Origin of the sequence: Vibrio sp. V38_P2S17PM301 (genome assembly GCF_009904845.1) — a bacterium.
GTDB classification, from domain to species: domain Bacteria; phylum Pseudomonadota; class Gammaproteobacteria; order Enterobacterales; family Vibrionaceae; genus Vibrio; species Vibrio proteolyticus.
This window is the reverse complement of record NZ_WXWO01000100.1, coordinates 68,284-93,529: the sequence shown is the minus strand read 5'-3', so window position 1 is coordinate 93,529 and position 25,246 is coordinate 68,284. Positions and strand designations below refer to the sequence as shown.

At 49.8% G+C, this 25,246-nt stretch carries 20 protein-coding genes and 1 pseudogene; 9 read left to right on the top strand and 12 right to left on the bottom strand.

The window, feature by feature from the left end:
• Window positions 1-55: 55 nt before the first annotated feature.
• Both CAG64_RS21330 and CAG64_RS21325 read right to left on the bottom strand, forming a co-directional pair.
• Window positions 56-1,738 carry an aspartate:alanine antiporter gene (locus CAG64_RS21330; RefSeq protein ID WP_021703684.1) on the bottom strand — a complete coding sequence of 561 codons (1,683 nt, stop codon included), beginning with the start codon at window positions 1,736-1,738 and terminating at the stop codon, window positions 56-58.
• A gap of 168 nt (window positions 1,739-1,906) precedes the next feature.
• Complete coding sequence (locus CAG64_RS21325) at window positions 1,907-2,170, bottom strand: GrxA family glutaredoxin (protein WP_021703683.1); 264 nt, start codon at window positions 2,168-2,170, stop codon at window positions 1,907-1,909.
• 268 nt (window positions 2,171-2,438) lie between these two features.
• Between CAG64_RS21325 and CAG64_RS21320 the strand changes: the two genes are divergently transcribed.
• On the top strand, window positions 2,439-3,674 hold the full coding sequence (locus tag CAG64_RS21320) for an iron-containing alcohol dehydrogenase (RefSeq protein ID WP_161457279.1): 1,236 nt from the start codon (window positions 2,439-2,441) through the stop codon (window positions 3,672-3,674).
• Window positions 3,675-3,719: 45 nt separating this feature from the next.
• On the opposite strand, the gene CAG64_RS21315 is transcribed toward CAG64_RS21320, so the two are convergent.
• The 5 genes from CAG64_RS21315 to CAG64_RS21295 form a co-directional block, all read right to left on the bottom strand.
• The gene (locus CAG64_RS21315; RefSeq protein WP_040902137.1) at window positions 3,720-4,574 is read right to left on the bottom strand and encodes a MurR/RpiR family transcriptional regulator; all 855 of its coding nucleotides are present in this window, start codon (window positions 4,572-4,574) and stop codon (window positions 3,720-3,722) included.
• 311 nt (window positions 4,575-4,885) lie between these two features.
• Window positions 4,886-6,532 carry a pyridoxal-dependent aspartate 1-decarboxylase PanP gene (gene panP / locus CAG64_RS21310; protein ID WP_161457278.1) on the bottom strand — a complete coding sequence of 549 codons (1,647 nt, stop codon included), beginning with the start codon at window positions 6,530-6,532 and terminating at the stop codon, window positions 4,886-4,888.
• Between the two features lie 107 nt (window positions 6,533-6,639).
• Window positions 6,640-7,152, bottom strand: coding sequence for a hypothetical protein (locus CAG64_RS21305; RefSeq protein ID WP_161453852.1), 513 nt, complete (start codon window positions 7,150-7,152; stop codon window positions 6,640-6,642).
• Window positions 7,153-7,285: 133 nt separating this feature from the next.
• Window positions 7,286-8,191 (bottom strand): lysine exporter LysO family protein, encoded by a 906-nt coding sequence (locus CAG64_RS21300; protein ID WP_161457277.1) that lies wholly within the window; start codon window positions 8,189-8,191, stop codon window positions 7,286-7,288.
• A gap of 33 nt (window positions 8,192-8,224) precedes the next feature.
• Entirely contained in the window at window positions 8,225-9,145 is a 921-nt protein-coding gene (locus CAG64_RS21295; RefSeq protein ID WP_021703677.1) for an HDOD domain-containing protein, read from the bottom strand.
• A 364-nt stretch (window positions 9,146-9,509) separates the two neighbouring features.
• On the opposite strand from CAG64_RS21295, the gene CAG64_RS21290 reads away from it, so the two are divergent.
• The gene (locus CAG64_RS21290; protein ID WP_161453850.1) at window positions 9,510-10,097 is read left to right on the top strand and encodes a TfoX/Sxy family DNA transformation protein; all 588 of its coding nucleotides are present in this window, start codon (window positions 9,510-9,512) and stop codon (window positions 10,095-10,097) included.
• Window positions 10,098-10,158: 61 nt separating this feature from the next.
• On the opposite strand, the gene CAG64_RS21285 is transcribed toward CAG64_RS21290, so the two are convergent.
• The 3 genes from CAG64_RS21285 to CAG64_RS21275 all read right to left on the bottom strand — a co-directional run bounded on the left by CAG64_RS21285 (window position 10,159) and on the right by CAG64_RS21275 (window position 13,326).
• A complete protein-coding gene (locus tag CAG64_RS21285) occupies window positions 10,159-10,704 on the bottom strand; it encodes a hypothetical protein (RefSeq protein WP_040902135.1) in 546 nt (181 codons plus the stop codon).
• Between the two features lie 173 nt (window positions 10,705-10,877).
• The gene (locus tag CAG64_RS21280) at window positions 10,878-11,375 is read right to left on the bottom strand and encodes a response regulator (RefSeq protein ID WP_021703674.1); all 498 of its coding nucleotides are present in this window, start codon (window positions 11,373-11,375) and stop codon (window positions 10,878-10,880) included.
• Complete coding sequence (locus CAG64_RS21275; RefSeq protein ID WP_161447989.1) at window positions 11,368-13,326, bottom strand: ATP-binding protein; 1,959 nt, start codon at window positions 13,324-13,326, stop codon at window positions 11,368-11,370. The genes CAG64_RS21280 and CAG64_RS21275 overlap by 8 nt, the downstream gene beginning before the upstream one ends.
• A gap of 175 nt (window positions 13,327-13,501) precedes the next feature.
• Between CAG64_RS21275 and CAG64_RS21270 the strand changes: the two genes are divergently transcribed.
• Both CAG64_RS21270 and serC read left to right on the top strand, forming a co-directional pair.
• Window positions 13,502-14,770: a DUF945 family protein gene (locus CAG64_RS21270; protein WP_161447988.1), complete on the top strand. Its 1,269-nt coding sequence runs from the start codon at window positions 13,502-13,504 to the stop codon at window positions 14,768-14,770.
• A 113-nt stretch (window positions 14,771-14,883) separates the two neighbouring features.
• Window positions 14,884-15,978, top strand: coding sequence for a 3-phosphoserine/phosphohydroxythreonine transaminase (serC, locus tag CAG64_RS21265; protein ID WP_161447986.1), 1,095 nt, complete (start codon window positions 14,884-14,886; stop codon window positions 15,976-15,978).
• 106 nt (window positions 15,979-16,084) lie between these two features.
• Here serC and CAG64_RS21260 read toward each other — a convergent pair.
• Window positions 16,085-18,298, bottom strand: a pseudogene (locus tag CAG64_RS21260) (YgiQ family radical SAM protein); the annotation flags it as partial.
• A 482-nt stretch (window positions 18,299-18,780) separates the two neighbouring features.
• Between CAG64_RS21260 and CAG64_RS21255 the strand changes: the two are divergent.
• The 4 genes from CAG64_RS21255 to CAG64_RS21240 all read left to right on the top strand — a co-directional run bounded on the left by CAG64_RS21255 (window position 18,781) and on the right by CAG64_RS21240 (window position 21,782).
• Window positions 18,781-19,431 (top strand): cold shock and DUF1294 domain-containing protein, encoded by a 651-nt coding sequence (locus tag CAG64_RS21255; protein WP_337247475.1) that lies wholly within the window; start codon window positions 18,781-18,783, stop codon window positions 19,429-19,431.
• A 142-nt stretch (window positions 19,432-19,573) separates the two neighbouring features.
• The gene (locus CAG64_RS21250; protein ID WP_161447980.1) at window positions 19,574-20,680 is read left to right on the top strand and encodes a M23 family metallopeptidase; all 1,107 of its coding nucleotides are present in this window, start codon (window positions 19,574-19,576) and stop codon (window positions 20,678-20,680) included.
• Between the two features lie 143 nt (window positions 20,681-20,823).
• Window positions 20,824-21,504, top strand: coding sequence for a hypothetical protein (locus tag CAG64_RS21245; RefSeq protein ID WP_161447978.1), 681 nt, complete (start codon window positions 20,824-20,826; stop codon window positions 21,502-21,504).
• A 77-nt stretch (window positions 21,505-21,581) separates the two neighbouring features.
• The gene (locus CAG64_RS21240) at window positions 21,582-21,782 is read left to right on the top strand and encodes a DUF4250 domain-containing protein (protein WP_021703666.1); all 201 of its coding nucleotides are present in this window, start codon (window positions 21,582-21,584) and stop codon (window positions 21,780-21,782) included.
• Window positions 21,783-21,800: 18 nt separating this feature from the next.
• Here CAG64_RS21240 and CAG64_RS21235 read toward each other — a convergent pair whose 3' ends face one another.
• Entirely contained in the window at window positions 21,801-22,712 is a 912-nt protein-coding gene (locus tag CAG64_RS21235; protein ID WP_161447976.1) for a LysR substrate-binding domain-containing protein, read from the bottom strand.
• A gap of 230 nt (window positions 22,713-22,942) precedes the next feature.
• Here CAG64_RS21235 and metE point away from each other — a divergent pair, with 230 nt between their 5' ends.
• Window positions 22,943-25,231 carry a 5-methyltetrahydropteroyltriglutamate--homocysteine S-methyltransferase gene (gene metE / locus CAG64_RS21230; RefSeq protein WP_161447774.1) on the top strand — a complete coding sequence of 763 codons (2,289 nt, stop codon included), beginning with the start codon at window positions 22,943-22,945 and terminating at the stop codon, window positions 25,229-25,231.
• The last annotated feature ends 15 nt before the right edge of the window (window positions 25,232-25,246 follow it).

Genomic DNA, 25,246 nt, shown 5'->3' with positions numbered 1-25,246 from the left:
AAACAAAAAGGCGCTCTGTAGAGCGCCTTTTTTAGTCTTGGAGTCTGCACACCGATCAACTGAGGATGATCAGTACCGTACCGGCTAAGGTCATCAAAATGTTGGCGATGGCATATGTTCCCGCGTAACCCAATGCCGGGATGGTTGATTTGGCGTAGTCGTTCACAATGTCCATGGCCGGCGCACAGGTACGTGCACCGATGATGGCACCGAACAACAATGCGCGGTTCATCTTAAGGATGTAGGCGCCAACCAGATACGCCAGCGCAACTGGGACGACACTGACTAAGAAGGCGATGCCGATGACCTGTGGCCCCACTTGCGCCAGATGTTCGAACATTTTGCCACCCGCACTGAGGCCAATACCGGACATGAAAAACATCAGGCCGAGGTCTTTCACCATGTTCAGTGCCCCCTGAGGGACATAACCGAAGGTGGGGTGGTTAGCTCTCAAGAAACCAAGCGTGATCCCGGACAACAATAGCCCGACAGCGTTACCCAGGCCAAAAGACACCTGGCCGAACGTCATGGTAATCAGACCAAACAGTAGCCCGAGAATAAAGAAGCTGCAGAAGGCGAGTAAGTCTGCCATCTGACTATGGATTGAGATAAAGCCGATCCGTTCGGCCAGACCATGTACCCGGCTTTTCTCACCACTGACTTGCAGCACATCACCTTTTGCCAGCACGATATCTTGATCCATCGGCATTTCGATTTGTGCACGCACCACACGGTTAAGGAAACAACCGTATTCGGACAGATTCAGATCAGACAGACGTTTACCGGCCATCGAGTCGCTTTTGACAACGATTTCTTCTTCGACGATGCGCAGGTCGAGCAAGTTTCGGTCGAACACTTCTTTGCCGTTACGAAAACTCGGATCAAGACGAGCGTGGCTGTCCGGGAAACCCACCAGCGCAATCTCATCGCCTTCCTGAAGAATTGCGTCACCGTCAGGGTGGGCCAGAATGCCGTTACGGCGAATCCGTTCAATGTAGCAGCCAGTTTGACGATAGATGCCCAGCTCACGCAGGTTTTTACCGTCGGTCCAGTCGATAAGTTCCGGGCCAGCACGATAGGCGCGGATGATCGGCAGGTAGACTTTGCGCTGGCCTGAGCTACCGAGGCCTCGCTCTTGCGCTATCTGCTGCGCGGAATCAGACAGATTCTGCTTTTGTAGCCTGGGCAGCAGTTTGGCGAACATGATCATACTGATCAAACCGATCAGATACGCCATGGCATAACCAACAGATAAGTTTTCCATCACCAGGTCGAAATCCATCGAGTGCGGGATGGTGGCGAGTCCGGAGTTCAGCGCATCCTGAGCACCAACCAGCACCGGGGTGGAGGTCAGAGCCCCCGCCATCATACCGGCGGAAAGACCAAAGTCGAGTCCGAGGAAGTGGCTGGAGAAGTAGGTGATCGACACTGCGGTAACCAGCACGACCATACTGAGGATAAAGTAATGTTTCCCGTCTCGGAAAAAAATACCGAAGAAGTTGGGTCCGGCCTCAATTCCCACACAATAGATAAACAGCATAAAGCCGATAGCCAGTGCATCAGAACTAAACGAGAAACCCAAATGTCCCATGATCAGCGATGTGATCAGGACACCAATGGAGTTACCCAGTTGCAGGTTTCCGAAACGTATTTTTCCGAAGGCGAGGCCTATCGCTAATACAACAAAGATTAGAAGGATGGGGTTTTGTTCAAGCAAGTGTACGACGTCAATATTCACGGCTCGGCTCTATTAAATGTGCCAGTGAGGGGAGTAGGTTAAGTTTGCGAATTGTATCTGAATCTTACCAAAAGATAAGTGAAATTTTTTTAAATTTATTATTAGTTCCACTTTCCTGACAAATACAAAAAACCCGCTGAAATAGCGGGCTTGTGAGAATCTTGTCAATTAATCGAACAGACCAAGGTTTTCTTTCGCGTAAGCTTCGAAATCGTCGCAACCACCGATGTGCTGTTGGTCGATGAAGATCTGAGGCACAGTTTCTACTGGTTTACCTACAGTCTTTTCCAGATCAGCTTTGCTGATGCCTTCTGCGTGGATATCGACATAACGGTAGTTGAAGTCGTCACGTTTCGCTTTCAGAGTTTCTGCATGCTCTTTTGCGCGTACACAGTATGGGCAAGCCGGGCGACCGAAGATAACTACGAACATATTAACTTTCTCCTTTATTCTGTTAGCGACAACTATGCCTTATCCAAATACGGAAATAAAGCAACATTTACCTCTTGCTTTGATAGGCAGGCTCTATTGATTGCAAAGTGTTCAGCCAGGCGATTCATGGCCTGGATACGGTGTGATGTGTCGCAGAAAACCGTGTTTAAAATAGGGGTTATAACCACATAGATACCAAGGTCAAATATTTTTGTGGTGTAACAAGGCAAAGTAGTCACAGTTCATATTCCACTTAGGGGAACAGGTTATGCTTCAGTTTATGACCGCCACCCGAATTCTCTTTGGTGAGGGAGTGCTGGCATCGTCTTTGTCGATCATCAATCAATACGGCTACAGCGCTGTGTTGGTCACCGGGAAGGATCTTACGCGTGCCCAGACGGTCAGTGATTATTTGCAGAGTCAGAATATCCGTTTTGTTCAGATAACGATAACCGATGAACCCAGCATCGCCATGGTGGAAGAAGCGGCGAAGGTCGGGCGACAATTTGGTCCGGATATGGTGATTGCGATGGGAGGGGGCAGTGTGCTGGACATGGGCAAAGCCCTTGCGGCAATCATTCCCAATCAGGGTAGCCTTGTGGATTATGTGGAAGTCGTGGGGCGCAATGTGCCACTCAAAGCGAAGCCGATAGCTTTCATTGCCATTCCGACCACCGCAAGTACCGGCTCGGAAGTCACGCGTAATGCGGTTCTCAAATCGGCTCAGGAGCGGGTCAAAGTCAGCTTGCGCAACCCGGATATGTTGGCGGATGTGGCCATCGTTGATCCGAGCCTGACTTATGGGACGGATCGATACACGTCGGGAAGAGGCGCAATGGACGCTTTTACGCACCTAATGGAAGCGTACGTGTGCGGTGACCCCAACCCCCTCACTGATATGATTTGTGAGGAAGGTCTGAGACGCTTAAGCCAGTCCATCCTGTCCGGGTGTCTGCACGATGATCAGTTAGCGCGCTGCGACCTGTCGTTTGCGGCGCTGCTTGGTGGGATGGCGATCACCAACGCCAAACTGGGCGCTGCCCATGGCCTTGCTTCTGCGCTGGGTGGCAAGCTTCGTGCCCCTCACAGTGTGATTACCGCCAGATTAGCGCCCCATGTGATGCGTGAGAACATTGCAGCGGCATCGGAAGCCGGTCGCCAGGACGTTGTGATGCGGTATCAAAAAATGGCGCAGCTACTTTGCGAGCGCAGCGATGCCAAGCCAGCAGATGGCGTGCTTTGGGTTGAGCGGACACTGGCTGCGTTGGATTTACCGCCGTTGAGCACGTTTAGCGTGTGTACCACTTCATTTGAGCAAGTTGCCAAAGATGCACTGAAGTCGGTAGCCATTAAAGGGAATCCGCTGCCACTTAATCAGGAGCGCTTAGTGTACATTCTGCAGCAGGTCTGTTGCTGTCAGGCGCAATGCGACCGGCTGTCGCTCGGCCCGAACTCGGGAGAGGTGAGGGTAGTGGGGAGTGAAAGTCCGCAAATCACGCGATAAAAAACGGAGCCTTTAGGCTCCGTTGGGATCAATTTATGTCTGCGTTTAGAAATGCGACAGCTTGTCGTAGCGTGAGTCTTTCAGCGCTTCTTTTACCCGCTTGAGGTTCTCACGAAATCCGGTGCCACGGCGCAGCGTAAAACCCGTCGCGAGCACATCAATCACCGTCATCTGTACGACACGACTGGCCATTGGCATATACACGTCAGTATCTTCCGGTACATCGAGTGAAATCGACAACGAGCTGGCCTTATCCAAAGGTGAGTCTTTTGCCGTGATAGCTATCACCGTTGCACCATTTTCACGTGCCAGATGAGCGATCTCCACGAGGCTCTTGGTGCGCCCAGTATGTGAAATCAACACAATCACATCGTTATCGGTACAGTTAATACAGCTCATACGCTGCATCACGATATCTTCAAAGCATGTGATGGGGATGTTGAAACGGATAAACTTATTCTGCGCATCTTTGGCCACTGCGGACGATGCGCCCAGACCAAAGAACGAAATGCGTTTTGCTTGCGTCAGCAGATCGACCGCGCGATTAACCTGCATTGGATCCAGGCTATTTTTCGCCACGTCCAGGCACGCCATCGTCGATTCGAAAATCTTGTGTGTGTACGCATCCGGTCCGTCGTCTTCTTCAACGTTGCGGTTTACATAAGGTGTCCCGTTGGCCAGGCTTTGAGCCAGGTGCAGTTTGAAATCTGGGAAACCTTTAGTATCCAGGCGGCGGCAGAAACGGTTAACAGTCGGCTCACTGACATCGGCCATTTTAGCCAGTGTCGCAATGCTCGAGTGAATAGCAGTCTGAGGTGATGCCATGATCACTTCCGCAACCTTGCGCTCAGACTTACTGAAATTTTCCAGGTTCTTTTGGATTTTTTCTAATGTATTCATAGTGTTCACGAGGGTATAGAGCACATCTCATTGGCCATACCTGAAACCCAATCATGCATGGGGGAAATAATCGACTTCCAGTAAGGCATTTGGTAGCCAACGCCATAAGTTGAGTATAAACCTAACGATGATTGATACAGTAACATTTCTCGACATCAATTAGTGAGAATATGACAAGCCTCAAACAAAATTTCGGTAAAACTACAGAATTCAGCCAAAAATCAGCAATTTTAAAGATAAAAAAGACGATTAATGATGGATGAATTACAGCAAAACGAAAGAAAATTTCATTTCGCTGTTCATCGAAAGGTCTAGCCGTTTAGGATGCGTTGACACAACGTGTGGATGCTGGTCATCAGATTCGGGGCTTGCTGCACGATCTCACGTTGCTCATCCAGTACCGATTGCAGAATGTCGTCCGTGGTCAGCGGATTGGCCAGAACTACCCGGAATACAATGGTATTCAGTCGATCCCAGCGTGCTGGATTCAGGCGGGTGCGCGAAACGAACGTTTTACCGGTTTCTCGCTGGCGCTTTTGGACAAACTGGGTGAGTTCGTTGAGCAATTCATTTAACGCCAGTTTATCTTCTTTGTCAGCAATTTGCATTGCCTGACAAGCATTTTCTGGCAGATAGCGGTACGTCAGCAGACACAGCTCAGGCTCGGAAACCAGTTCAAAGTCAGCTTGCTGTTTAATCAAATCGGCAAAATAGCGGGCTTTGTTGATGCTCTGATCAATCAGCAATTCATAACCCGGACGGCTGATAATGTGCATGGCTGCGTAAACCAGCATCGCCATACCGGAGCGCGATCCTTCCAGAGTGTGGCTGCCCAGATCTTTTGAGCCTTTGCGTAATATGTATTGCGCGTGGTGCTCGATGGCCTGCATGGCATTGGGATCTTTGAATAACACCATGCCGGCACCCATAGGAATATAGAGTTGTTTGTGGGCATCGATGGTGACAGAATCGGCCAGTTCGATGCCATCCAATAAGCGGCGGTAGGTATTGGACATTAAAGTCGCGCCGCCCCATGCCGCATCAACGTGGAAATGACAACCTTCGTCAGAGCAGATCTCAGCGATTTCTCTGAGTGGATCAATATTGCCCGTTTCAGTGGTGCCAGCGACGCCAACAACCGCGAACGGCAGGATCTTGTCAGATTTTAACTGCTTCAACGTCGCTTGCAGCGCTGCCGGTTTGATCCGGTTATGTTCGTCTGTGTCAACGGCAATCAGGCCCTGCTGTCCAATGCCCAGTACGTCCGCCGCTTTTTTCAGCGAATAATGACCCCGTTCAGAAACCACGATCGCCAGACCTTCATAGCCGTAATGTTTCAGCGCACGGAACAGGCCTTCTTTTTCAACCCCCAGGAACTCGCCATCGGCTTTTAAGGCGTTGTTGCGTGCCACCCATAATGCCGTGATATTCGCGATGGTACCGCCGGAGCAGAATGCACCTAAAGAGTGCTCGGCGCTGTGCATCCACTGCGCATAAAATTCCTCATCCTGGGTATAAATCAAACGGTGTAGCATACCCAGAACCTGACGCTCTAACGGCGTAAAGGCTTTGGAGGTTTCGATTTTGACCAAGTTCTGATTGAGCGCAATCATGATTTTTGATAGTGGCATCAAAAAATAGGGCAGCGCGGAGGTCATGTGACCGATAAAGCTGGGGGCAGACGTGTGGACTGAGTGAGACACCAGTGTATCCAGCAGGTGCTGCGTATGGTCAGAGACAAAAGAGGGTTGCTCGGGAATGGTGGCGTAGGCGAAATCCTTCTCGATGTCACGCAGTGGCTTTTCTTCGGCAACAATATGATCGCGCAAGAACACATTCAGGTTCTGCGATAATTTCTCTTCGATTTTGGTCAGTGTGGAATCTGGCCCTTCGGGAATGGTGAAGATTCGGAGCAGGCTCTCGAAGCTCACGTCCGCCGTTTTCTGTTCTGATACCATACAGCTAGTGTTTATTTTTCTTCAGTTGCGAGCGGGACAATCTAAACGAAAACGGGACTAAAGTCCCGTCTTAATTGAGTGGTGCGACTGACGCTTGGCCTGTGCTGCTATTGACATTGGATAGTTTCAGCTTTTGCAATCGCCTGATTGTAGCGCTGGAGAGCAGGGTCAATTTGTTTTGGATGACTGAGCAGCTCAGCAAACGCGCTGCGCAAATCATAATTCTGGCTGTGTGGTTTGGACTGGCGATCATCGTAGGTGGTTTTGGCGATCTTACCCAGTTCATCACTGCGTGAGGCTAAGACTTTAATATCCTGCTGATCCAGCTTTAGCCAGGCTTCTACCGCTCGCTCGGTCGCGACTTTAGACGGATCGTTGTCGAGGTAATATTTCACGGCTGCGCGGTTGAGTTCAAAGTGATGCTCACGACCTTGCAGGAACCAGTCGCTGACTTCTTTCAACTCCGGGTACTTTTCCGCCGTCAGTTTGGCCAGATCCTGATACCAAGTCATTGAGGCATCCACGTACGCATCGTATTTCTTGGACAGACACGCATTGTCTGCCGCCATCGCCATTGACGATGTGGCACTAAGCAGAGCCGCAACCAGTAAGCGTTTCATAATCTTTCCTTTTTTCTTAAGCTGAAGTGGGGCGTAAAGGCCGGACATATCGTGTTCCGGAAACATTACTTTTCCCTACTGTTGTTATTATTTGAGCGCAATTCTAGAGGAAATAGTGATACTTTCCTGCGATCTAGCTTGCAAGAGAGACAAAGAACAGCATCAGTATCGGTACCAGCAAGCTGAGGATAAAACCACTGACGATAGCCACCGGGACACAGCGCACGCCACCAGTGGTCTGAATGACTGGCAGGGTAAAGTCCATTGCAGTGGCTCCGGCGTATCCGATGGCAGTGCACGGCTGGCTGCGAATCAGCAACGGGATCACCACCAAAGCGACAAGTTCGCGCAGCAGTTCAATCATGAACGAGGCGCCGCCGTATACCGGACCAAACGCATCGCCCATCAGTATGCCCGCCAAGGAGTACCAGCCAAAGCCGGACGCCATGGCCAAGCCTCGGTATGGATCAATCTCGAGAACCCAGGCGGCGATCAGCCCGCCCAGCAAAGAGGTGGCGATGATCACCATGGCAATCACCATCCCGTGTTTATTGAGCAGAATCTGGCGCAGGGTCAGACCACTGTTTCTAAGCTGAATGCCGATAAAAAACAGCAATACAAACAAAATCCACTCGCTGGCAGTATCCACCCAATGCAGGCCGAACGGCGCTACCAGACCGGCAAGCAATCCACCACCGACCACCAGAATCAGCTTGGCAGATTCAAGAGCCATGCTCGATAACGGGAGTTTTGTGTGGCTGGCATCGGTCTGAATAGGCAAAAAACGGTCAATTAAGGGGAGCGCTGCCAGATTGCACAGGCCGAGGACGGAAAAAAATACCGCGGTGTACTCAAGTATGGTTTGCAGGTTATGGCTGAGATTGTCCAGTGCAGCCAAACTCAGCCCCATCAACGCCAGTATGACGTAGATGAGAGAAGATGTGGTTTTATTGATTTGCGCCAGTCGGTTGGCGTTAGATATGACAATAAAATACCCCAGCACCAACGGGGCAAAGATAAACAGCATCCCTGTAAACATTGTATTCCTTTGTAGAAAATGCGACTAGCGGCCTTACAGGCCGCTAGCATTGATGACGTCGTCAATATGAGTTTTAAACTCAATATCACTTAAATTGGATAATTTGTACAGCACGTCAGCGCCGGTTACGTCAATTTCTACATGGTGCTCGTCAATGGCTTCGTCTTTACGACGGAACATCAACAAGTGATTAGCGATCCGCGCGATGTCGAGATAGGAGATAACATCCACACCGGATTCGTGTCGGGCATTGGCGGCCACATCAATGAAATCCTGATCGAATCCCCAGCGGTTAAGGACCAGCTGGCTGGTGCTGGAACACTGAGAGTTGAAGATCTGCAACGCAATGTGTTGGTCGAGATAGTTACCCTGTTCCAGATAGAGGTAGTACTCGTTCACCAGGCAGAACAGTCCAATATCGGCCAACAGGCCAACCAACAGGGCTTTGTCTGTCTCAATGTGCTGGTATGCCGGATCGCCACTTTGATGGAACGAACGCGTCACCAACACCATCGTTGCGGCCAATTCTCGCGAGGTGGCTGCGCTGCGGGCGAGGATCTGATTGCACTCATTGCTGAGTGAGACTGAATGTTTCAGTTGTTCTATGGCTTGCGCCGTAACGATGTCACGTACGCGAAGAAGCCCCAGCCTCGATACTGCCGTCAGCAGGTCGGTGCAGGTGATATTACGGCGGTTGAAGATCACCGAGTTCGCTACTCGAATGACAATTGCCGCAAGTCCCGGGTCCTCAAGAAGACAATCCGCCACATCAGAGATGCCAGTGGTGTCCTGAGTACATAGTTTTTGGATACGAATGACTACTTCGGAGATAGGAGGAAGACTGATTTTGCCGGTACTGAGCGACTGCTCGATCAACTGAGCAAACTCGCTTTCAATTCCTTTTAAAAGCAGCTCTTGATTTTCGGGTAGCCAGTAAAAAGATAAATGGTTCATGAATAGACAATATTTTTGCGTACTCAATACAGTTTAACGGTGCGAGAGGATAATCGGCAACTAAATATCTGTCACCCAAAGTGGAGTAGATCACTTTTTGGAACCGAAGTGCGGTTATGTTGCCGGACCGACGCTATTTTAACCGCGACTAATTGTGATATCAGTCTCATATGGGCTTGTAAATTAATCAAATCGTGTGAGCTATGCCCAGACTTATTTTGCTACGTTAACTATCATTTGAGAAAAATAAGGCGCAATGACGTCAATAAATATATTTTAAATTTCGATAAAGTTATCAATATTTCGCTTACTGCTACTGTCTGGTGATTACAACAATAATCGGGGGGACTGATTATGAGGATCAATGGATATGACAGAGCAAGCTTTTACCGATTACGTGAGTCAATTTGGTGTTTTTCAGAAACGTTCTATGTTTGGTGGGATCGGGCTGTTTCAGTCTGAAGCGATGTTTTCACTGATTGCAGGCGAACGGCTATTTATCCGGGGTGGAGACCATCTGGATGATCTGCTGGGCGATCTGGCGTGTGAAAAGTATCGCCACGTGAAGAAACAAACGACGGCCACTGTAAACTATTACGACATCACCGAGCTGTTTGAATCGCGTCACGAGAAATTGGAGCACATTGTTCGAGAGTCTATAAAACATTCCGTTAACCAACGTGAATTTCAGAAATCGACTGCCAGCCGGCGCCTGCGTGATTTGCCGAACATGCAATTGACGTTGGAGCGCATGGTTAAAAAAGCGGGTGTCGATGATGTCGAAACCTTTATTGAGCTGGGGGCCGCGGAGGTGTTCTCCCGGGTTCGTCACGCTTACGGCAATGATGTCGATCTTAAACTGCTATGGAAATTTGCTGGTGCCATCGACGGCATCCACTGGAAACTGCTTCAGGAGCCGAAAAAACGCCAACTGCTGGCCTGTTGCCAATAACCGTCGAGAGACAAAAAAACCGAGGTAAAGAGACCTCGGTTTTTTTACATTCGGGCTGGGATCAGAACTTGAAGCGTGTTGTGAACATCAGTTGGTCGCCGTAAAAGTCGTTAATACGGGCTTCGGCGCCGATAGAGAAGAGCTCAGTAGAGTGGAAGCGCGCGTAAACTGAACCGATCCAGTCATCGTCGTCGTCGATAGAAACATAACCGGCTTTACCGCCGACTTCGAGCTGGGGACCAAGCCATTGGCGTACGCCGACGTTAATTTCCATGCCGCTGTCCGCACTGTGGTCGCCATCGTCGACCAAACGGAATAGCATTTCACCCGTCAAATCTGCCCAGTTATTGATCGGCGCGTGAAAACCAAAACCCGCAGCCGCGTCGTAGTCACCTTCAAACTCTGAATCAATACGACCGATAATATGAGCGTTAGGGTGGATAGATTTACTGATAGCCGTACCGAAAGTAACAGGGCTTGCACCAATACGTGCCTCAATGTAATCGTAGCTGAAGTTACTCATTACGGACGGACTGTTCGGATCGGTTTGAGCAAGTGACTGCCCGGATGCAAGCAACAGCGCTGCTGCAAGAATTGTTTTGCGCATAGTAAACATAAACCTATTTTTAATTGATTCCGTGGTCTCTAGCGGTCGCACCGCGACACTTCCAAATATGATAATGCAACACTGGTGATGCAAACCATTAAAAAATGTCATTCTTTTGTCATTGAGCTAAAGTTCAAGCAATTAATATGCCATGGAATGACTATTTAATGACCTTATTCGCCAAAACTGATTCTGTTTTCTGCGATGGCGTTAAAAATTTTCTCCGTGTCTAAAATGGATGCCCAAGGCATCAAGTCTTTTTCGTGGTGAATCATATACTCAGTCAGTTGCGACTTGATGACGTTGCGCAGGGCTTCTCCCTGCCAGGGCTTGGCAATGTAAAAGTCGAGGCTGGAGTGATTGACCGCTTCGACGGTGTCTTCTAAACCGGCCTGACCTGTGAGGAGAATCTTGCGGGCGGCGGCGGTTTGTGGGTTTTCACTCAGTTCGATCAAAAAACTGATCCCTGTCTGTTCTGGCATAATATGGTCACAGAGTATCAACGCGAGCTTGACGTCTTCATCTTGGCATTCCGCGATGATCTCTTTCGCCTCTGATACCGACTCCGCTCCTTCGACGATAAAACTTTCTTCATAACAATCGATGTCCTGAAGCACACTGTCCAGAACGTCACGTTCGTCATCAACACACAAAATAAGGTATTTATTCATCGCCAGTTCCTGTCATTTGTTGTGGGGTGGCTGTAATCGGCAGCCAGACTTTCATCTTAGTGTATTCGCCCGGTTGGGATTCGACTTCGATCTGGCCACCATGCTGGTTGATGATTTGCAGGCAGACTGACAAACCAATGCCGAGACCGAAGTTACCTTCCCGTTTGGTGGTGAAGTTGAGTTCAAAGATTTGCGCTTGCAAAGCTTCGGGCACGCCATGACCGTTATCTTCAAACGTGATCAGCGCCCAGTTCTGTTGTTGGGTTTGAACATGTTGGGTCGAAATTTTCAGTACGCCATGCTCGGGGAAAGCATCGAGCGCATTTGAAATCAGATTCGTCCAAACTTGTTGCAGAGCGATCGACTGGCAGCGAACAGGAGGCAGCGGATGGTACTCTTTTTCCAAGGTATGGCGCTTGAGCCGGTTTTCGAAGATCACGAGCGTATCTTCAATGCCTTCGTGAAGATCAACATCGTGGTATGTTTCATCATCTGGGCGGGCATAGCCTTTGAGGCTTTTGACCATATCGGCAATGCGCTGGGCACAGACATTAATTGATCGTAGCGTGCTACCCGTCAGATGATAAGCCTCAAGTTGCGCTAGCTTTTGCTGTGCTTTACTGGGGGCGTGTTTAGCCAGATGCATAAGCTCGGCATTGTCAGCAAGATTCAGCCGCGCTATTTTTTTCGCCAGTAAACGATCACCGATATCCGCTTCAATTTGTTTGGCCAGAGTACGCTCCTGCGCAGTTGATACCGGACGGGCAGAGCGTGCCTCTTCCAGCAACTGTGTGCCTTGTATGGCCAGTTCGGCTTCCGCTGGTTGCTTCATCAGGTGAAGCATTTTTTCCGTCAGGGTTTCCGTTCCGCGCAGAATTGCCGCCACCGGGTTATTGAGCTCGTGCGCCACGCCTGCCACCAGTTGACCCAGCATGGCCATCTTCTCTCGTTCAATTAATTGTTGATGCGCCGAATCCAGTGACTCCAGCGTTTTCTGCAGTTCAAGCTTGGTGACAATACTGCGTTGCAGCCGGCGGTTAAAATGGCGCAACAGTAAGTTGGTAAACAGAGGCAAGAGGGTGGTATTGGAGTGCATGACTTTGCTGAACACATCCCGGTCAAGTTTGATGACATCCGTGGTGGTGAGGGTCACCGCGGTGGAAAACGAACGTTCACCGGTAACAAACGACATGCCTCCGACAATACTGCCTTTGTTGTGCCTGACCACTTCTCGCTCAATACCCTGATCATCGGTTTTATACAGGGCGACTTGGCCCGAGGTAATAAACCACAAAAAGCGATTCTCTTCGCCTTCTTTGGTCAGCAGGTGCTGACTGGAGTAGGTGCGGCAAGCGCGAGTTTCGTCTTCCTGTTCAAAAAATGCATACAGCGCAGCAATTACCTGTTCGGCCAACTCGTTGTCTGACAATGTGTGATGATCACTGATAAAGCCCTCGCGAAAAGAACGCATTTTCTGCTCTATGTGTGCGCGTAACAGACGCTGCTGATCCAGGACCTGACTGTAATAAAGTAGGTTGTCCGAATCGTGCTCAAGCACGAATGTGGTGAGCTCTTTTTGCGCGGTTTTATACACCAGTTGATCTTGCAGCGGTTTGGTCAGGCAATGGTCGAGCCGGCCTTCATTCACGGCAGCGAGGATGGCATTGATGTCCTGCCCGCAACTGATGAGGATTTTTCGTGCGCTTTGAGTGTGAGGCGATTTATCAAGCTGTATCAGGAAATCGGCACCGTTGAACTGTTCATGGTGGCTGGCGATCACCAGTGCGACAGCTTGTTCCCGGGCGTGACAGAACTCCAGCGCAGACTGAGCATCTTCCAGGCTATCTGCCGTGTGCAGATCAAATCGGCTGCAAAACGGCGTCAGTTCATGGCGCAGCTGTTCAGCGCTGAGCGGATTACTGTCCAGACACAAGATGGCAAAAGCGTGCACGTTGACCTCTGTTTAAAGTTTCTCCAACTACACAGTAGCAGGGCCTGTTCTACGATGCTGAGAGCTGAGTACGAGATCTTCACGTTATGACAAAATAACGACAATACTCTGATTTAACTCAATGTTTTGAGTATATTGTTGTAGACTGAAAAAAACTCCGGACTTTAAGAGTATTATGAATCAGCTTAAGAAACTGGGTGCCATTGGTGGCGCTATCTCGCTGGCCCTGTGTTGGCCCCTCGCCGTTGGTCAGATTGGCCACAATGTGATCCATGATGGCGTAAAAAAACTCAATAACGCATCACTGAAAGCGGAAATTGTAAAATACGAGCGGGGTTATCTCACTTCTCAGGTTGAAACGCATTTTACGGTGATTGACCCTGAATTAATCCAGCAACTCAAAACCGATGGTCTGCCAACGGACTTCACTGTGAAAAGTGACGTCGAACATGGCGTGATCAGCTTGAATGCGCACTCGGTGCTGGAAGGAGAACAAGAGATCCCGTTAACGCTCGACACGCAGACGCAATTGAACGGCAACACTCAGTTTGAACTGAATCTGGACACCTGGCACTTCACCAGTGGCGGTGAGAATCAGGTTACGGTTTCTACCACGCCTGCATACCTGAAAGGGCATGCGACCGTGTTGGGTTTGGGAGGATACACATTAGATGTTCCTTCGGTTGAACTGGACTTTGCCTCGGGGGAAAAAATGACCCTGACCGACGTGAAGGGCGAAGGTGATGGCAAGCAACAAGAAGGGTTCTGGCTGGGCGATCAGACTATTCAGGTAGGCAACCTGATGCTGACTGAGAATGACGACACAGCGAAATTTGAACTAAAGCAAGCCAGCTATCACTTTAACTCGTCGGAGGATGTGCAGCAAAAGCGTTTGAACAGCGTGCATCAACTCAAAGCCCAACAAGTGGTGATGCCTGACGGCAACGTCAATGACTTCAATGTTGATTTTGCGCTGGGCGATCTGGACAGTGTGTCCTTCCTCAAACTGATGAATCTGTATCGCAACAGCCCACAGTTGACGGACAGTGACATTCAGCAGGCCATTCCATATATCGAAACGCTGTTTTCAAAAGGTTTTTATCTATCGATGAATCAGATGAAAATGACGTTAGGCAGCGGTGAGTTTGAATCTCAATGGAAACTGAATGTGCCGGAAGGGACGAACAATGTATCGAAGAACCCGGCTCTGATTGTTCCAGTGTTAACCGGACATCTGAATACCTTCTTCTCTAATGAGCTGGTGGCGGAGTATCCGTTTATCCGCGAAAGCATTGATGAGGCGATCGTGATGGAAATGATCACTCAGAACGACAAGGGCTATACGATTAACGCTGAGCTGATAAACGGCAATGTGGTATTTGAAAATGGCCATCAAGTTCCGTTAATGGCGCTGTTACTGCCGATGATGATGCAAAAGCGTTAAAAAATAATCACTCTCTAAGAAAAGAGGTCGAAAGACCTCTTTTCTTGCTTTTTATCGGCGTAGAAAAGTGGTATTAATCGAGTATATTTGACATCGCAGGAGCAATGATACGCATGGAACCTTCCCCGAATAACGTCTTTAACTTTAGCGCCGGACCGGCTGGTCTGCCGAAAGCCGTCATGGAACAAGCTCAGGCAGAGCTGATCAACTGGAATGGACTGGGTGTGTCCGTGATGGAAGTCAGCCACCGCAGCAAAGAGTTCATCAAAGTTGCCGAAGAGGCCGAGCAAGACTTACGCGATCTCCTTCATATTCCAGGCAATTATAAAGTGTTGTTCTGTCAGGGTGGAGCACGAGCCCAATTTGCTGCTGTGCCGATGAACTTGTTAGGTGGGGCCTCGAAGGCCACGTATATCGACGCTGGTTACTGGGCTGAAAGCGCGATTAAAGAAGCGAATAAATATTGTGAAGCGGATGTTTTCGTCGCGAAGTGTGAAAAAGATGGTAAGACGGCAGTGGTGCCTGCGGCGGAATGGCCGGTGGCGTCTGACTCCGCTTACGTCCATTTCTGTCCGAATGAAACCATTGATGGAATCGAAATCAATGATCTGCCTGTGACCGATAAGCCGATTGTGGCAGATATGTCATCCACGATTTTGTCACGCGAAATCGACGTGTCGCAATACGGTGTGATATATGCGGGTGCTCAGAAGAACATTGGACCGGCAGGTATCTGCATCGCGATTGTTCGCGACGATTTGCTGGAACTGGCCAATGATCTGTTACCAAGCGTTCTGAATTACAAAGTGCTGGCCGAAAAAGATTCAATGTACAACACCCCGCCTACCTTTGCCTGGTATTTATCTGGCTTGGTTTTTAAATGGCTTAAAGCTCAGGGCGGCGTAAAAGCGATGGAGCAGATCAATCGCGAGAAAGCCGCAATTTTGTATAACTACATTGATGAGTCAGACTTCTACGTTAACAATGTTCACCAGGACAACCGCTCGTTGATGAATGTACCTTTCCAACTGAAAAAGCCGGAACTGGATGCGAAGTTCCTGGAACTGGCGGAAAATCGCGGTCTGGTCGCATTGAAAGGTCATCGCGTAGTTGGTGGGATGCGCGCGTCGATTTACAATGCAATGCCTGTAGAGGGTGTGAAAGCATTGGTGGCATTTATGCGCGAATTTGAGCGTGATTTTGCGTAAACGGCTCCGTTAACAAAGAAAAGAACCATCAAAAGAAAAGGCCCAGTGATATCACTACTGGGCCTTTTTGTATTCGCTAAGCTCTAGCGTGGCGTGGCTTCTTGTCGCTGCTATTGCCACGTTTCGCGCCTGCTGGAGGCTTGCTGCCTGGTCGGCCTTTATTACCGTCAGGTTTTTTCGCACCGGGGCGTGAACCACCAGTGCCTTTGTCATTGCCAAAACCTGGCTGATTCTTCGTGTGCTTGGTCGCGAAACGATTCGCGCCATGGCGGCCGGATTTGCGGCGTTGCGCCGGCGTCAGCACATCACCGTCTTCAGCAGGAACCAGACAGCTTGGTTTGTCACCAATCAAATGTTTTTTGCCCATGTTGATCAGCGCTTCGCGGATCATCGGCCAGTTGTTTGGATCATGGTAGCGGAGCAGCGCTTTGTGCAGGCGGCGCTGACGCTCACCTTTAGCCACTGGCAGATCTTCACGCTGCTTGTATTTGACCCGTTTAAGCGGGTTGGTCTCTGAGTAATACATCGAGGTCGCATTACACATGGGTGATGGGTAGAAGTTCTGAACCTGATCACATTCAAATTCATTTTTCTTCAACCACAACGCCAGGTTGAGCATGTCTTCGTCTTCGGTTCCAGGGTGGGCAGAGATGAAGTAAGGAATCAGGTATTGTTTTTTACCGGCTTCTTTACTGTACTGCTCAAACATCTCTTTAAAACGATCATAGGTGCCCATACCGGGTTTCATCATCAGATCAAGTGGACCTTTCTCTGTGTGTTCCGGGGCGATTTTCAGGTAGCCACCGACATGGTGCGTTACCAGCTCTTTCACATACTCAGGTGACTCGATGGCCAAATCGTAACGGACACCGGAAGCTATCATCACTTTCTTGATGCCGTCGACGTTTCGGGCTGCACGATACAAGTCGATGGTGTGTTTATGATCGGTATTGAGTTTGTTACAAATACCCGGGAATACACACGATGGACGTCGGCAGTTGGCTTCGGCTTTCGGATCGCTACAGCCTAAGCGGTACATGTTCGCAGTAGGACCGCCAAGATCAGAGATTGTGCCGGTAAAGCCCGGTACTTTGTCACGAATTTCTTCCAATTCGTTAATGATCGACTCTTGAGAGCGGTTTTGGATAATCCGACCTTCATGTTCTGTGATGGAGCAGAATGAACAGCCACCAAAACAGCCACGCATGATGTTGACTGACGTTTTGATCATGTCGTACGCCGGAATCTTCGCTTTGCCATATTTAGGGTGTGGCACGCGAGCATAAGGCAAACCGAATACGTAGTCCATCTCTTCGGTCGTCAATGGGATCGGCGCCTGGTTTACCCACAGCTCACGATCGCCGTGACGCTGTAGCAGCGCACGTCCTGAATACGGGTTCGTTTCCAGGTGCATGATACGGCTGGCGTGCGCATACAAGATGCGATCATTTTTCAGCTTTTCAAACGGCGGTAAACGCACGGCGGTGTTCGCCGCGTCATGACGTGAAGGACGAATCGCTATCGGTGTGGCTTGAGTCGCATCCTTCTTGGTATCGCATTTGGTTTCCACTTCGTAAGGGTTCGGCGGAATGAACGCTTCTTTACGCGGCTTTTCAATCCGGGAAGAGTCAACGACTTTATAGCCCTCCGGCACGGCTGGCAGGTTGACAGCTGTGCCGCGGATATTGGTCATATCAGCGATGTTTTCACCGTCTGCCAGGCGATGGGCGACTTCGACCAATGCGCGCTCCGCGTTGCCAAACAACAGAATGTCAGCTTTCGCATCAAACAGCACAGAGCGACGCACTTTGTCTGACCAGTAATCGTAGTGAGCAATACGACGCAGACTGGCTTCAATACCACCCAGTACGATAGGTACGTCTTTGTAGGCTTCACGGCAACGCTGTGAGTAGACCAGTGTGGCACGATCAGGACGCTTACCCCCTTCATTGTTCGGGGTGTACGCATCATCATGACGCAGCTTTTTATCTGCGGTGTAACGGTTGATCATGGAATCCATGTTGCCGGCGGTGATGCCAAAAAACAGGTTGGGTTTACCCAGCTGCATAAATGCGTCTTTATTCTGCCATTCTGGCTGAGCAATGATGCCGACACGAAACCCTTGCGCTTCCAGCAGACGGCCAATAATGGCCATACCGAAGCTTGGATGATCGACGTAGGCATCGCCGGTGACGATAATAATGTCACAGCTGTCCCAGCCCAGGGCATCCATCTCTTTTCTGCTGGTTGGCAGGAAAGGTGCAGTACCGAAGCATTCCGCCCAGTACTTTTTATATTCGCTAATGTTTTTGGTATTCATAAACTTAAATTTTGCTCACTTTACTCGGACGCATCAGGCTACACAACCGTTTATTGTTAGCAGGTTCGCTGCTGTTTCTTTGTGGCTGTTTTTCCTGCGCCCCTTTCCGGTCAACCGGTTTGCGTTGTCACCGTATTAATGACTCGCAACTAGCATCCTGCAAGTGTCGGTATGGTGCACTTCAAGGCGAAGATCGCCACGGAATATACAGTGGGTGGCGCGCAAACGTGGCTGAACACCCGTAGTAATATTAGGTGAAAATAATCCGCCTGATAAAATAGCGGTGGAGTTTAACATGTAATTGCTCAAGTACATCAATTTCTGTAACCAAAAGGCAAAATGTTGTTGAGAACGCATCATGAGATTGGAGTAGACTACGCCGTAATATTCGTTTTTTTTCTTAATGGTTTGATTTTTTAATTAGTTACCTCTGACAGCGTCAACCAACACACGCTTAACCGATACGCGAATACACATTTAGATTGGCAGAACGCGCAGCCAACCGAGGACGGGATTTGAAAGGCAAGATTACTGAATGGAATGATGAGAAAGGGTATGGATTTATCGTATCATCGCAGTGTAAATCACGGGTTTTTGTGCATATCTCTCAGTTTAACCGAGGAACAATGCGGCCAAAGGTGAATACGAGGGTATCGTTTAAAGCAGAGAAAGATAAGCAGGGCCGTATCAATGCCAAAGACGTCTCTCTGGCTGGGCTGAAAGCGATACCGTTTTCGGTGCAGTTGAGTGGCGTTTTTTTGCTGCTGGTCGGTATGGTCACGGGGCTAAATGGCACAGGTTGGTTGTGGCTTTCTCTCTATCTTGGCCTGAGCCCGCTGACGTATTTGGTGTACAAGGCCGATAAGCGATCCGCGGTCGCTGGTGACTGGCGTGTCTCTGAAAATACGCTCCATTTTTTGGCTGTTACAGGCGGCTGGCCCGGAGCGCTGGTTGCACAGCACCGTTTGCGTCATAAATCGCAGAAACAGCCATTTAAAACGCTTTTGTGGCTGACGATTGTCTGTAATATTGCTGTGTATCTCTGGACACTTACACCGTACGGCCCGCTGTGGTTGGAGGAAACAGGACATACAATACAGGTACAACTAGTTAACTGGATGACTAAACTTTAGTTCGCCATTGAGCATGTTAACACTTTCAATTCCTTACATTTGCCTGCTATATGGCTCTCAGAACCAAAGTGTGATACCAACGAAACAGGAAAATTTACCATACTTCAATATGCATTTTTGCTCATAAATATTGGAGAGGAAGATGAATTCAAAAACATCTCTGGGATTGGCTTTGCTTTGCTTCAGTGGTGGGTTGTACGCTCACCAGTTGTACCCGCAAGTGGATACGCCTAATTGGGATCCGGAAATGCTCGTCGCTAGTCAGGTACCTGACCGACTGATTTCGGATTCAGGGTTTGTGTACCGTCCGTATTTTCATCCATTCGATATTCGCACCTTTTTGCAGCAACATCGGCCGGACTGGCAAGAGTTGGCTGAGTCCGTCAATCATTGGGCGGGCGCGACCGGAGTGGATCCGCGCGTGATTTTAACCACCATGGCCGTGCTCACCGATGAGGTGGCGGAAACGGTGCCGTCTGCTAAGCTGGTCAAAGACGTTGCCAACCAATTGTCGCAGCGCTTTTATCATTATCAGGACAATTTAACGGCAGAGCAGCACAATGCCGCAACGCTGGCGATTGTTCGTCAACTGCAATCTCCAGGGGATTGGCAGGGCTGGCAGGATCAGTATCAGGCCTGGTTTGGTTCGCCGGATGTCGCAGAGCCAGAAACCGCACCGCAGCAGGCGCTAAGTAGCACAGGATTCGCGCCAGCGTATGGGTTCATGCAGTGGCCTTGGCGTCAGGGCTATTCCTGGATCCCTAACGGCCCCCATGCCCACAGTGGCTCCGGCTTCCCGTTGTCTTCGATCGATGTCTCTTACGACTGGCCCTCGTGGGGCGCGCCGACATACAGCGTCACCGCAGCGCATGATGGCTATGTCACCGTGATGTCACGTTGCCAAGTCAGGGTAACCAACCCTAATGGTTGGGCAACGAATTATTACCACATGGATGGCATTCAGGTTGCCAATAATCAGTGGGTCTCCAAAGACACTAAATTGGGTGTGTACGCCAGCCAGCGCTCAACGGCGTTATGTGAAGGGGGCTCTTCAACCGGGCCTCACTTGCACTTTTCGCTCTTGTACCAGGGGCGTTTCCAGTCGTTGCAGGGAAGCAGTTTAGGGCCTTATCAGGTTCAGACAGGCCGTTACAGTTACGACAATAACTGTCAGTATACCTGGTTGCTTGACCAGCGTTCGCAGCAGAAAGTCTGTTTGTGGCGCCGGGTAGATAATCCTACCTTGTAGCTCTCGAGCCTCCGGTGCAAAAAGGGTCGCACCGGAGGCCGTATGTTCTGCGTTGGATGCGTGGATAATCCGGTCATTAGCATGACGGATTTTTTTCAGTCTGGTATCATCCGCCCCAACACTGGACTGTAATATTACATACTATGATTCAATCTCTACTGACACTGTTCGCTCCAATGCTGTTGGGGGCGCAACTGGTGCTGACTCTGGTGCTGACCAAAGGTGACATCTGTCCGGGTCAGCGTGGGCGTATCCACAAACTTCTTCCGGCGCTAGCCATCCTGTGGTTGGCGATTGCGTCAATTCAAATCCAGGCTTTTCTCGTCGTATTTGCCCTGTTTTATTTTTATTCCCAGGTTCAGACCAAGAAAACCCGTGAACGCGGGCCGATGTGGGTCATGTATCTGGCCGATGGTTTGGCTGCTGGCTTTGTTGGAGCACAGATTGCCGGACAGGCAACAGGAGCGGGCATGTTGGCGATGTTGACGATGGTACTGCTGCTTGGTGGTGCATTTGCTCATCTTCTGTTAACCGTCGCTCGCACGCGTCTGCAGGCATTTCATCGTATTTTGCCGTTTTCAGGCGTTGTAGCGGCGATGTTGATTGCTCTCATCGTACTATTGCACGCCTATTCACTCGATGAACAGGCGCTGGCAGTCGCCACCCAGCAAATACTGGTCGGTTTTGCGGTGATGTTAACGGCGATCATTGTCTGGTGCTGGCACATTTTTACCAGCAAAACGGTCAACAAAGTGCAACTGGCTGTCGCACTAGTGTGCGTGATTGGTAGTGCTTACATCAACAGCGGATTGTTTCATCTTTAGAGCAGGTTCACTGTTCTATCCATGATTAACAGCTACGCTTGAAAGAGTGACCGTCACTTGGCACAGGAGCGTGGCCCATGGATTTAAGCAACGTCAACAACCTGGACAGTATTATTCTGCTGGGGATCGTGAATGAAAAGTTGCGTCTGGAATGCGACAGTTTTGAAGAACTGGTCAGCATGTATGAGATGGACGTGGAAGCTGTGGTTGGTAAGCTGGACATGCTTGGTTATCAATACGATCCGCTGACCAACCAGTTTAAAGCTTATCAGCGTTAAACGCCGTTGTATGTGTTTTTAAGCCATCTTGATCCCCTCAAGGTGGCTTTTGCATTGTTGGCGTGCGGTGGAGAAAAACGCCTGCAAATAACGCTTCTCTTTGTCGGCGTTACGCGTTGCGGCAAACAACCTGCGCCATAAGCCTTTCCCCAGAGGCTGGCTGGCAATCAACCCCTGACGAGAAAATTCGCTGATTGCCCAGTTTGGCAAGGCGGCGACACCAAGACCGGCTGAGACCATCTGAACCAACATCAGAGTGTTGTCGGCTTGCTTCCATTTCGCGGGTTCCACACCAGCGGGATGCAGAAAGTGTTTCACCACATCCAGTCGCTGCTTTTGTACCGGATAGGACAGCATGGTCTGGTCGGCCAGATCCTGCGGTTCAATACAGGTTTTGTCTGCTAACGGATGATGTGTGGCGGTAATCAGTCGCATCTCAAAATCAAATAAAGGTTCGTAGTGCACTTCAGAACGAGGCTGGATATCGGAGGTGATCACCAGATCGAGGTCGCCAGCCAGCAGCGCTGGCAAAGGTTCGAAACCGAAACCTGATGAGAAGTCCAAAGCAACACTCGGCCAGGCGACTTGATACTCTTTGAGGGCTGGCATCAACCACTGAAAACAAGAATGGCATTCAATCGCCATATGCAGTCGTCCGTTTACATCTTCTTTGAGGCTGGCAAGCTCATTTTCAGCTTTGGCCAGGCGGGGTAGGACTTCATCTGCCACCCGCAACAAAATATCACCTTCTGAGGTGAATTTGACCGGGCGGGTTTTACGTAAAAATAACTGTCCGCCAATGCGAGCTTCGAGATCCTTGAGCTGATGAGAAAGGGCGGACTGCGTTAAGTGCAGCGCCGTCGCGGTGGCGGTCAGCGACCCGGTATCACGCAGAGACGTCAACGTCCGTAAATGTTTTAGCTCAATCATGAAATCCTCTCATTTTAATTCCCCTCTCCATGAAGCCTTTTAACATTACTCTGAATATTTGGAGTTGTAAACGTCTAGACGTCTATTGGTGTTAAATTCTTCACTATGAAGAAAACTAATAAACAAGTTGAATAATTGGCGCTTGTTCGAGCTGAGGAACGGCGCGATAGTTTTAGCCATCCAGACATCTTTTGTCTGTCGGTGAGAATTCAACAGTAAGGGGAAACGATATGACAACAACGCACATTCTTGGCTATCCGCGCATTGGTGAAAAACGAGAACTAAAATTCGCGTTAGAGAAGTACTGGCGCGGTGAAATTGATCAGCAGGCATTGAAAACAGTGGGAGCGGATTTACGTCAAACACACTGGCACACGCAGGCAGATGCGGGGTTGAGTTACGTTACTGCTGGCGATTTTGCTTGGTACGATCATGTGTTAACGACCACGCTATTGCTTGGTCATGTGCCTAAGCGTCATCGAAACGGTGCTCCGGATCTGGACACGTTATTCCGCGTTGGTCGTGGTCAATCACAATCAGACTGTGGTTGCAGTGGTAGCGCGGCATCTGACATGACCAAATGGTTTAACACAAATTATCACTATATCGTGCCTGAGTTCAGCCGGGATGACCGCTTTGAAGTGAGCTGGCCTCAGCTGTTTGAAGAGGTCGGTGAAGCCGTCGCTGCTGGACATCAGGTGAAGCCGGTGCTACTGGGCCCACTGAGTTACCTGTATCTGGGAAAAGAAGTGGATGAAGGCTTCGACCGTCTGTCTCTGTTGCCACGTCTTCTGACGGCCTATCAGGGCATTTTGAGTAAACTGGCGAATCACGGCATTGAATGGGTACAAATTGATGAACCTATTCTGGCCCTTGAACTGGACAAAGCCTGGCTGGATGCGTTTAAGCTGGGTTATCAGGTGATTCAGGGCGAAGTCAAACTGCTGTTGACCACTTATTTCGATTCGGTGGAAGACACGCTTGAGCGTATTGTCGAGCTGCCGGTTCAGGGTTTGCACGTTGACTTGTCGGCGGCACCTGAACAACTGGCAGCAGTCGTTGAGAAATTGCCACAGGATTGGGTGCTGTCTGCCGGGGTGGTGAATGGACGTAATGTGTGGCGCGCGGATTTGGCGGCATGGCGTGAGCGCCTGGAGCCGATAAAGCAACAACTCGGAGAACGTTTGTGGCTCGCCAGCTCGTGCTCACTGCTGCACAGCCCTGTTGACCTGGAACTGGAACCGGCACTGAGCGATGAAGTTAAAAACTGGTTTGCGTTTGCCAAACAGAAAGTGACGGAAGTAGCGCTATTGGGCAAAGCGCTGGATGGGGATCAGGACGCTATCTTAGCGTGCGATACCTACAGCCAGCCGATCCTAGCTCGCCGTTCAGCCTCCCATGTGAACAAACCTGCTGTGAAAGCTCGTTTGAACACACTGACGGCCGCACTGGCTCAACGTAGTGCGCCGTACGCTGAGCGAGCGGTTCATCAGAATGAAGTCTTAGGCCTGCCCCTATTGCCAACCACTACGATTGGTTCATTTCCTCAAACTGGCGAGATCCGCACCCAGCGTAGCGCCTATCGTGCCGGCCAATTGTCTGAAGCAGAATACATTGAGGCAATGCAGGCGCATATCGCCGACACGGTGAAGCGTCAGGAAGCGCTGGATTTGGATGTGCTGGTTCACGGTGAAGCCGAACGTAACGATATGGTGGAATATTTCGCCGAAAATCTGGCGGGTTTCCAGACGACTCAATTTGGCTGGGTACAAAGTTATGGCTCGCGCTGCGTGAAACCCGCGATTGTCGTGGCAGATATTGAACGTGAACAGCCGATTACCGTAGCCTGGTCAACCTATGCACAGTCTTTGACCTCAAAGCAGATGAAAGGGATGCTGACAGGCCCGGTCACTATTCTGTGCTGGACTTTCCCGCGTGAAGATATCAGTCGCCAAGAGATCGCTCAGCAACTGGCGTTTGCCCTGCGTGATGAGGTCAACGATCTGCAATCGGCAGGAATCAACATCATTCAGATTGATGAACCAGCCATTCGCGAAGGTTTACCGCTGAAAAAACGCGACCATCAAACGTATCTGAAGTGGGCGGTGGAAGCGTTCAAGATCTCGGCCGCTATCGCGAAACCAGAGACGCAGATCCATACCCACATGTGTTACAGCGAATTCAATGAGATCATCGAATCAGTGGCAGAACTGGATGCTGATGTGATCACGATTGAAACCTCGCGTTCTAACATGGAATTGCTCAAAGCGTTTGAAGAGTTTAACTATCCGAATGAGATTGGTCCGGGTGTGTATGATATCCACTCGCCAAACATCCCAAGCGAAGAATGGATTGAAGGGTTGTTACGTAAGGCAGCTGAGAAAATTCCGGCCGAACGTTTGTGGGTTAACCCGGATTGTGGTCTGAAGACGCGTAATTGGAGCGAGACAGAAGCCGCCTTGGCGAACTTAGTCTCGGCAGCGAAAGTGCTGCGTAGCGAATGGGCTGAAAATGCCTGAATACAGTCATAAAAA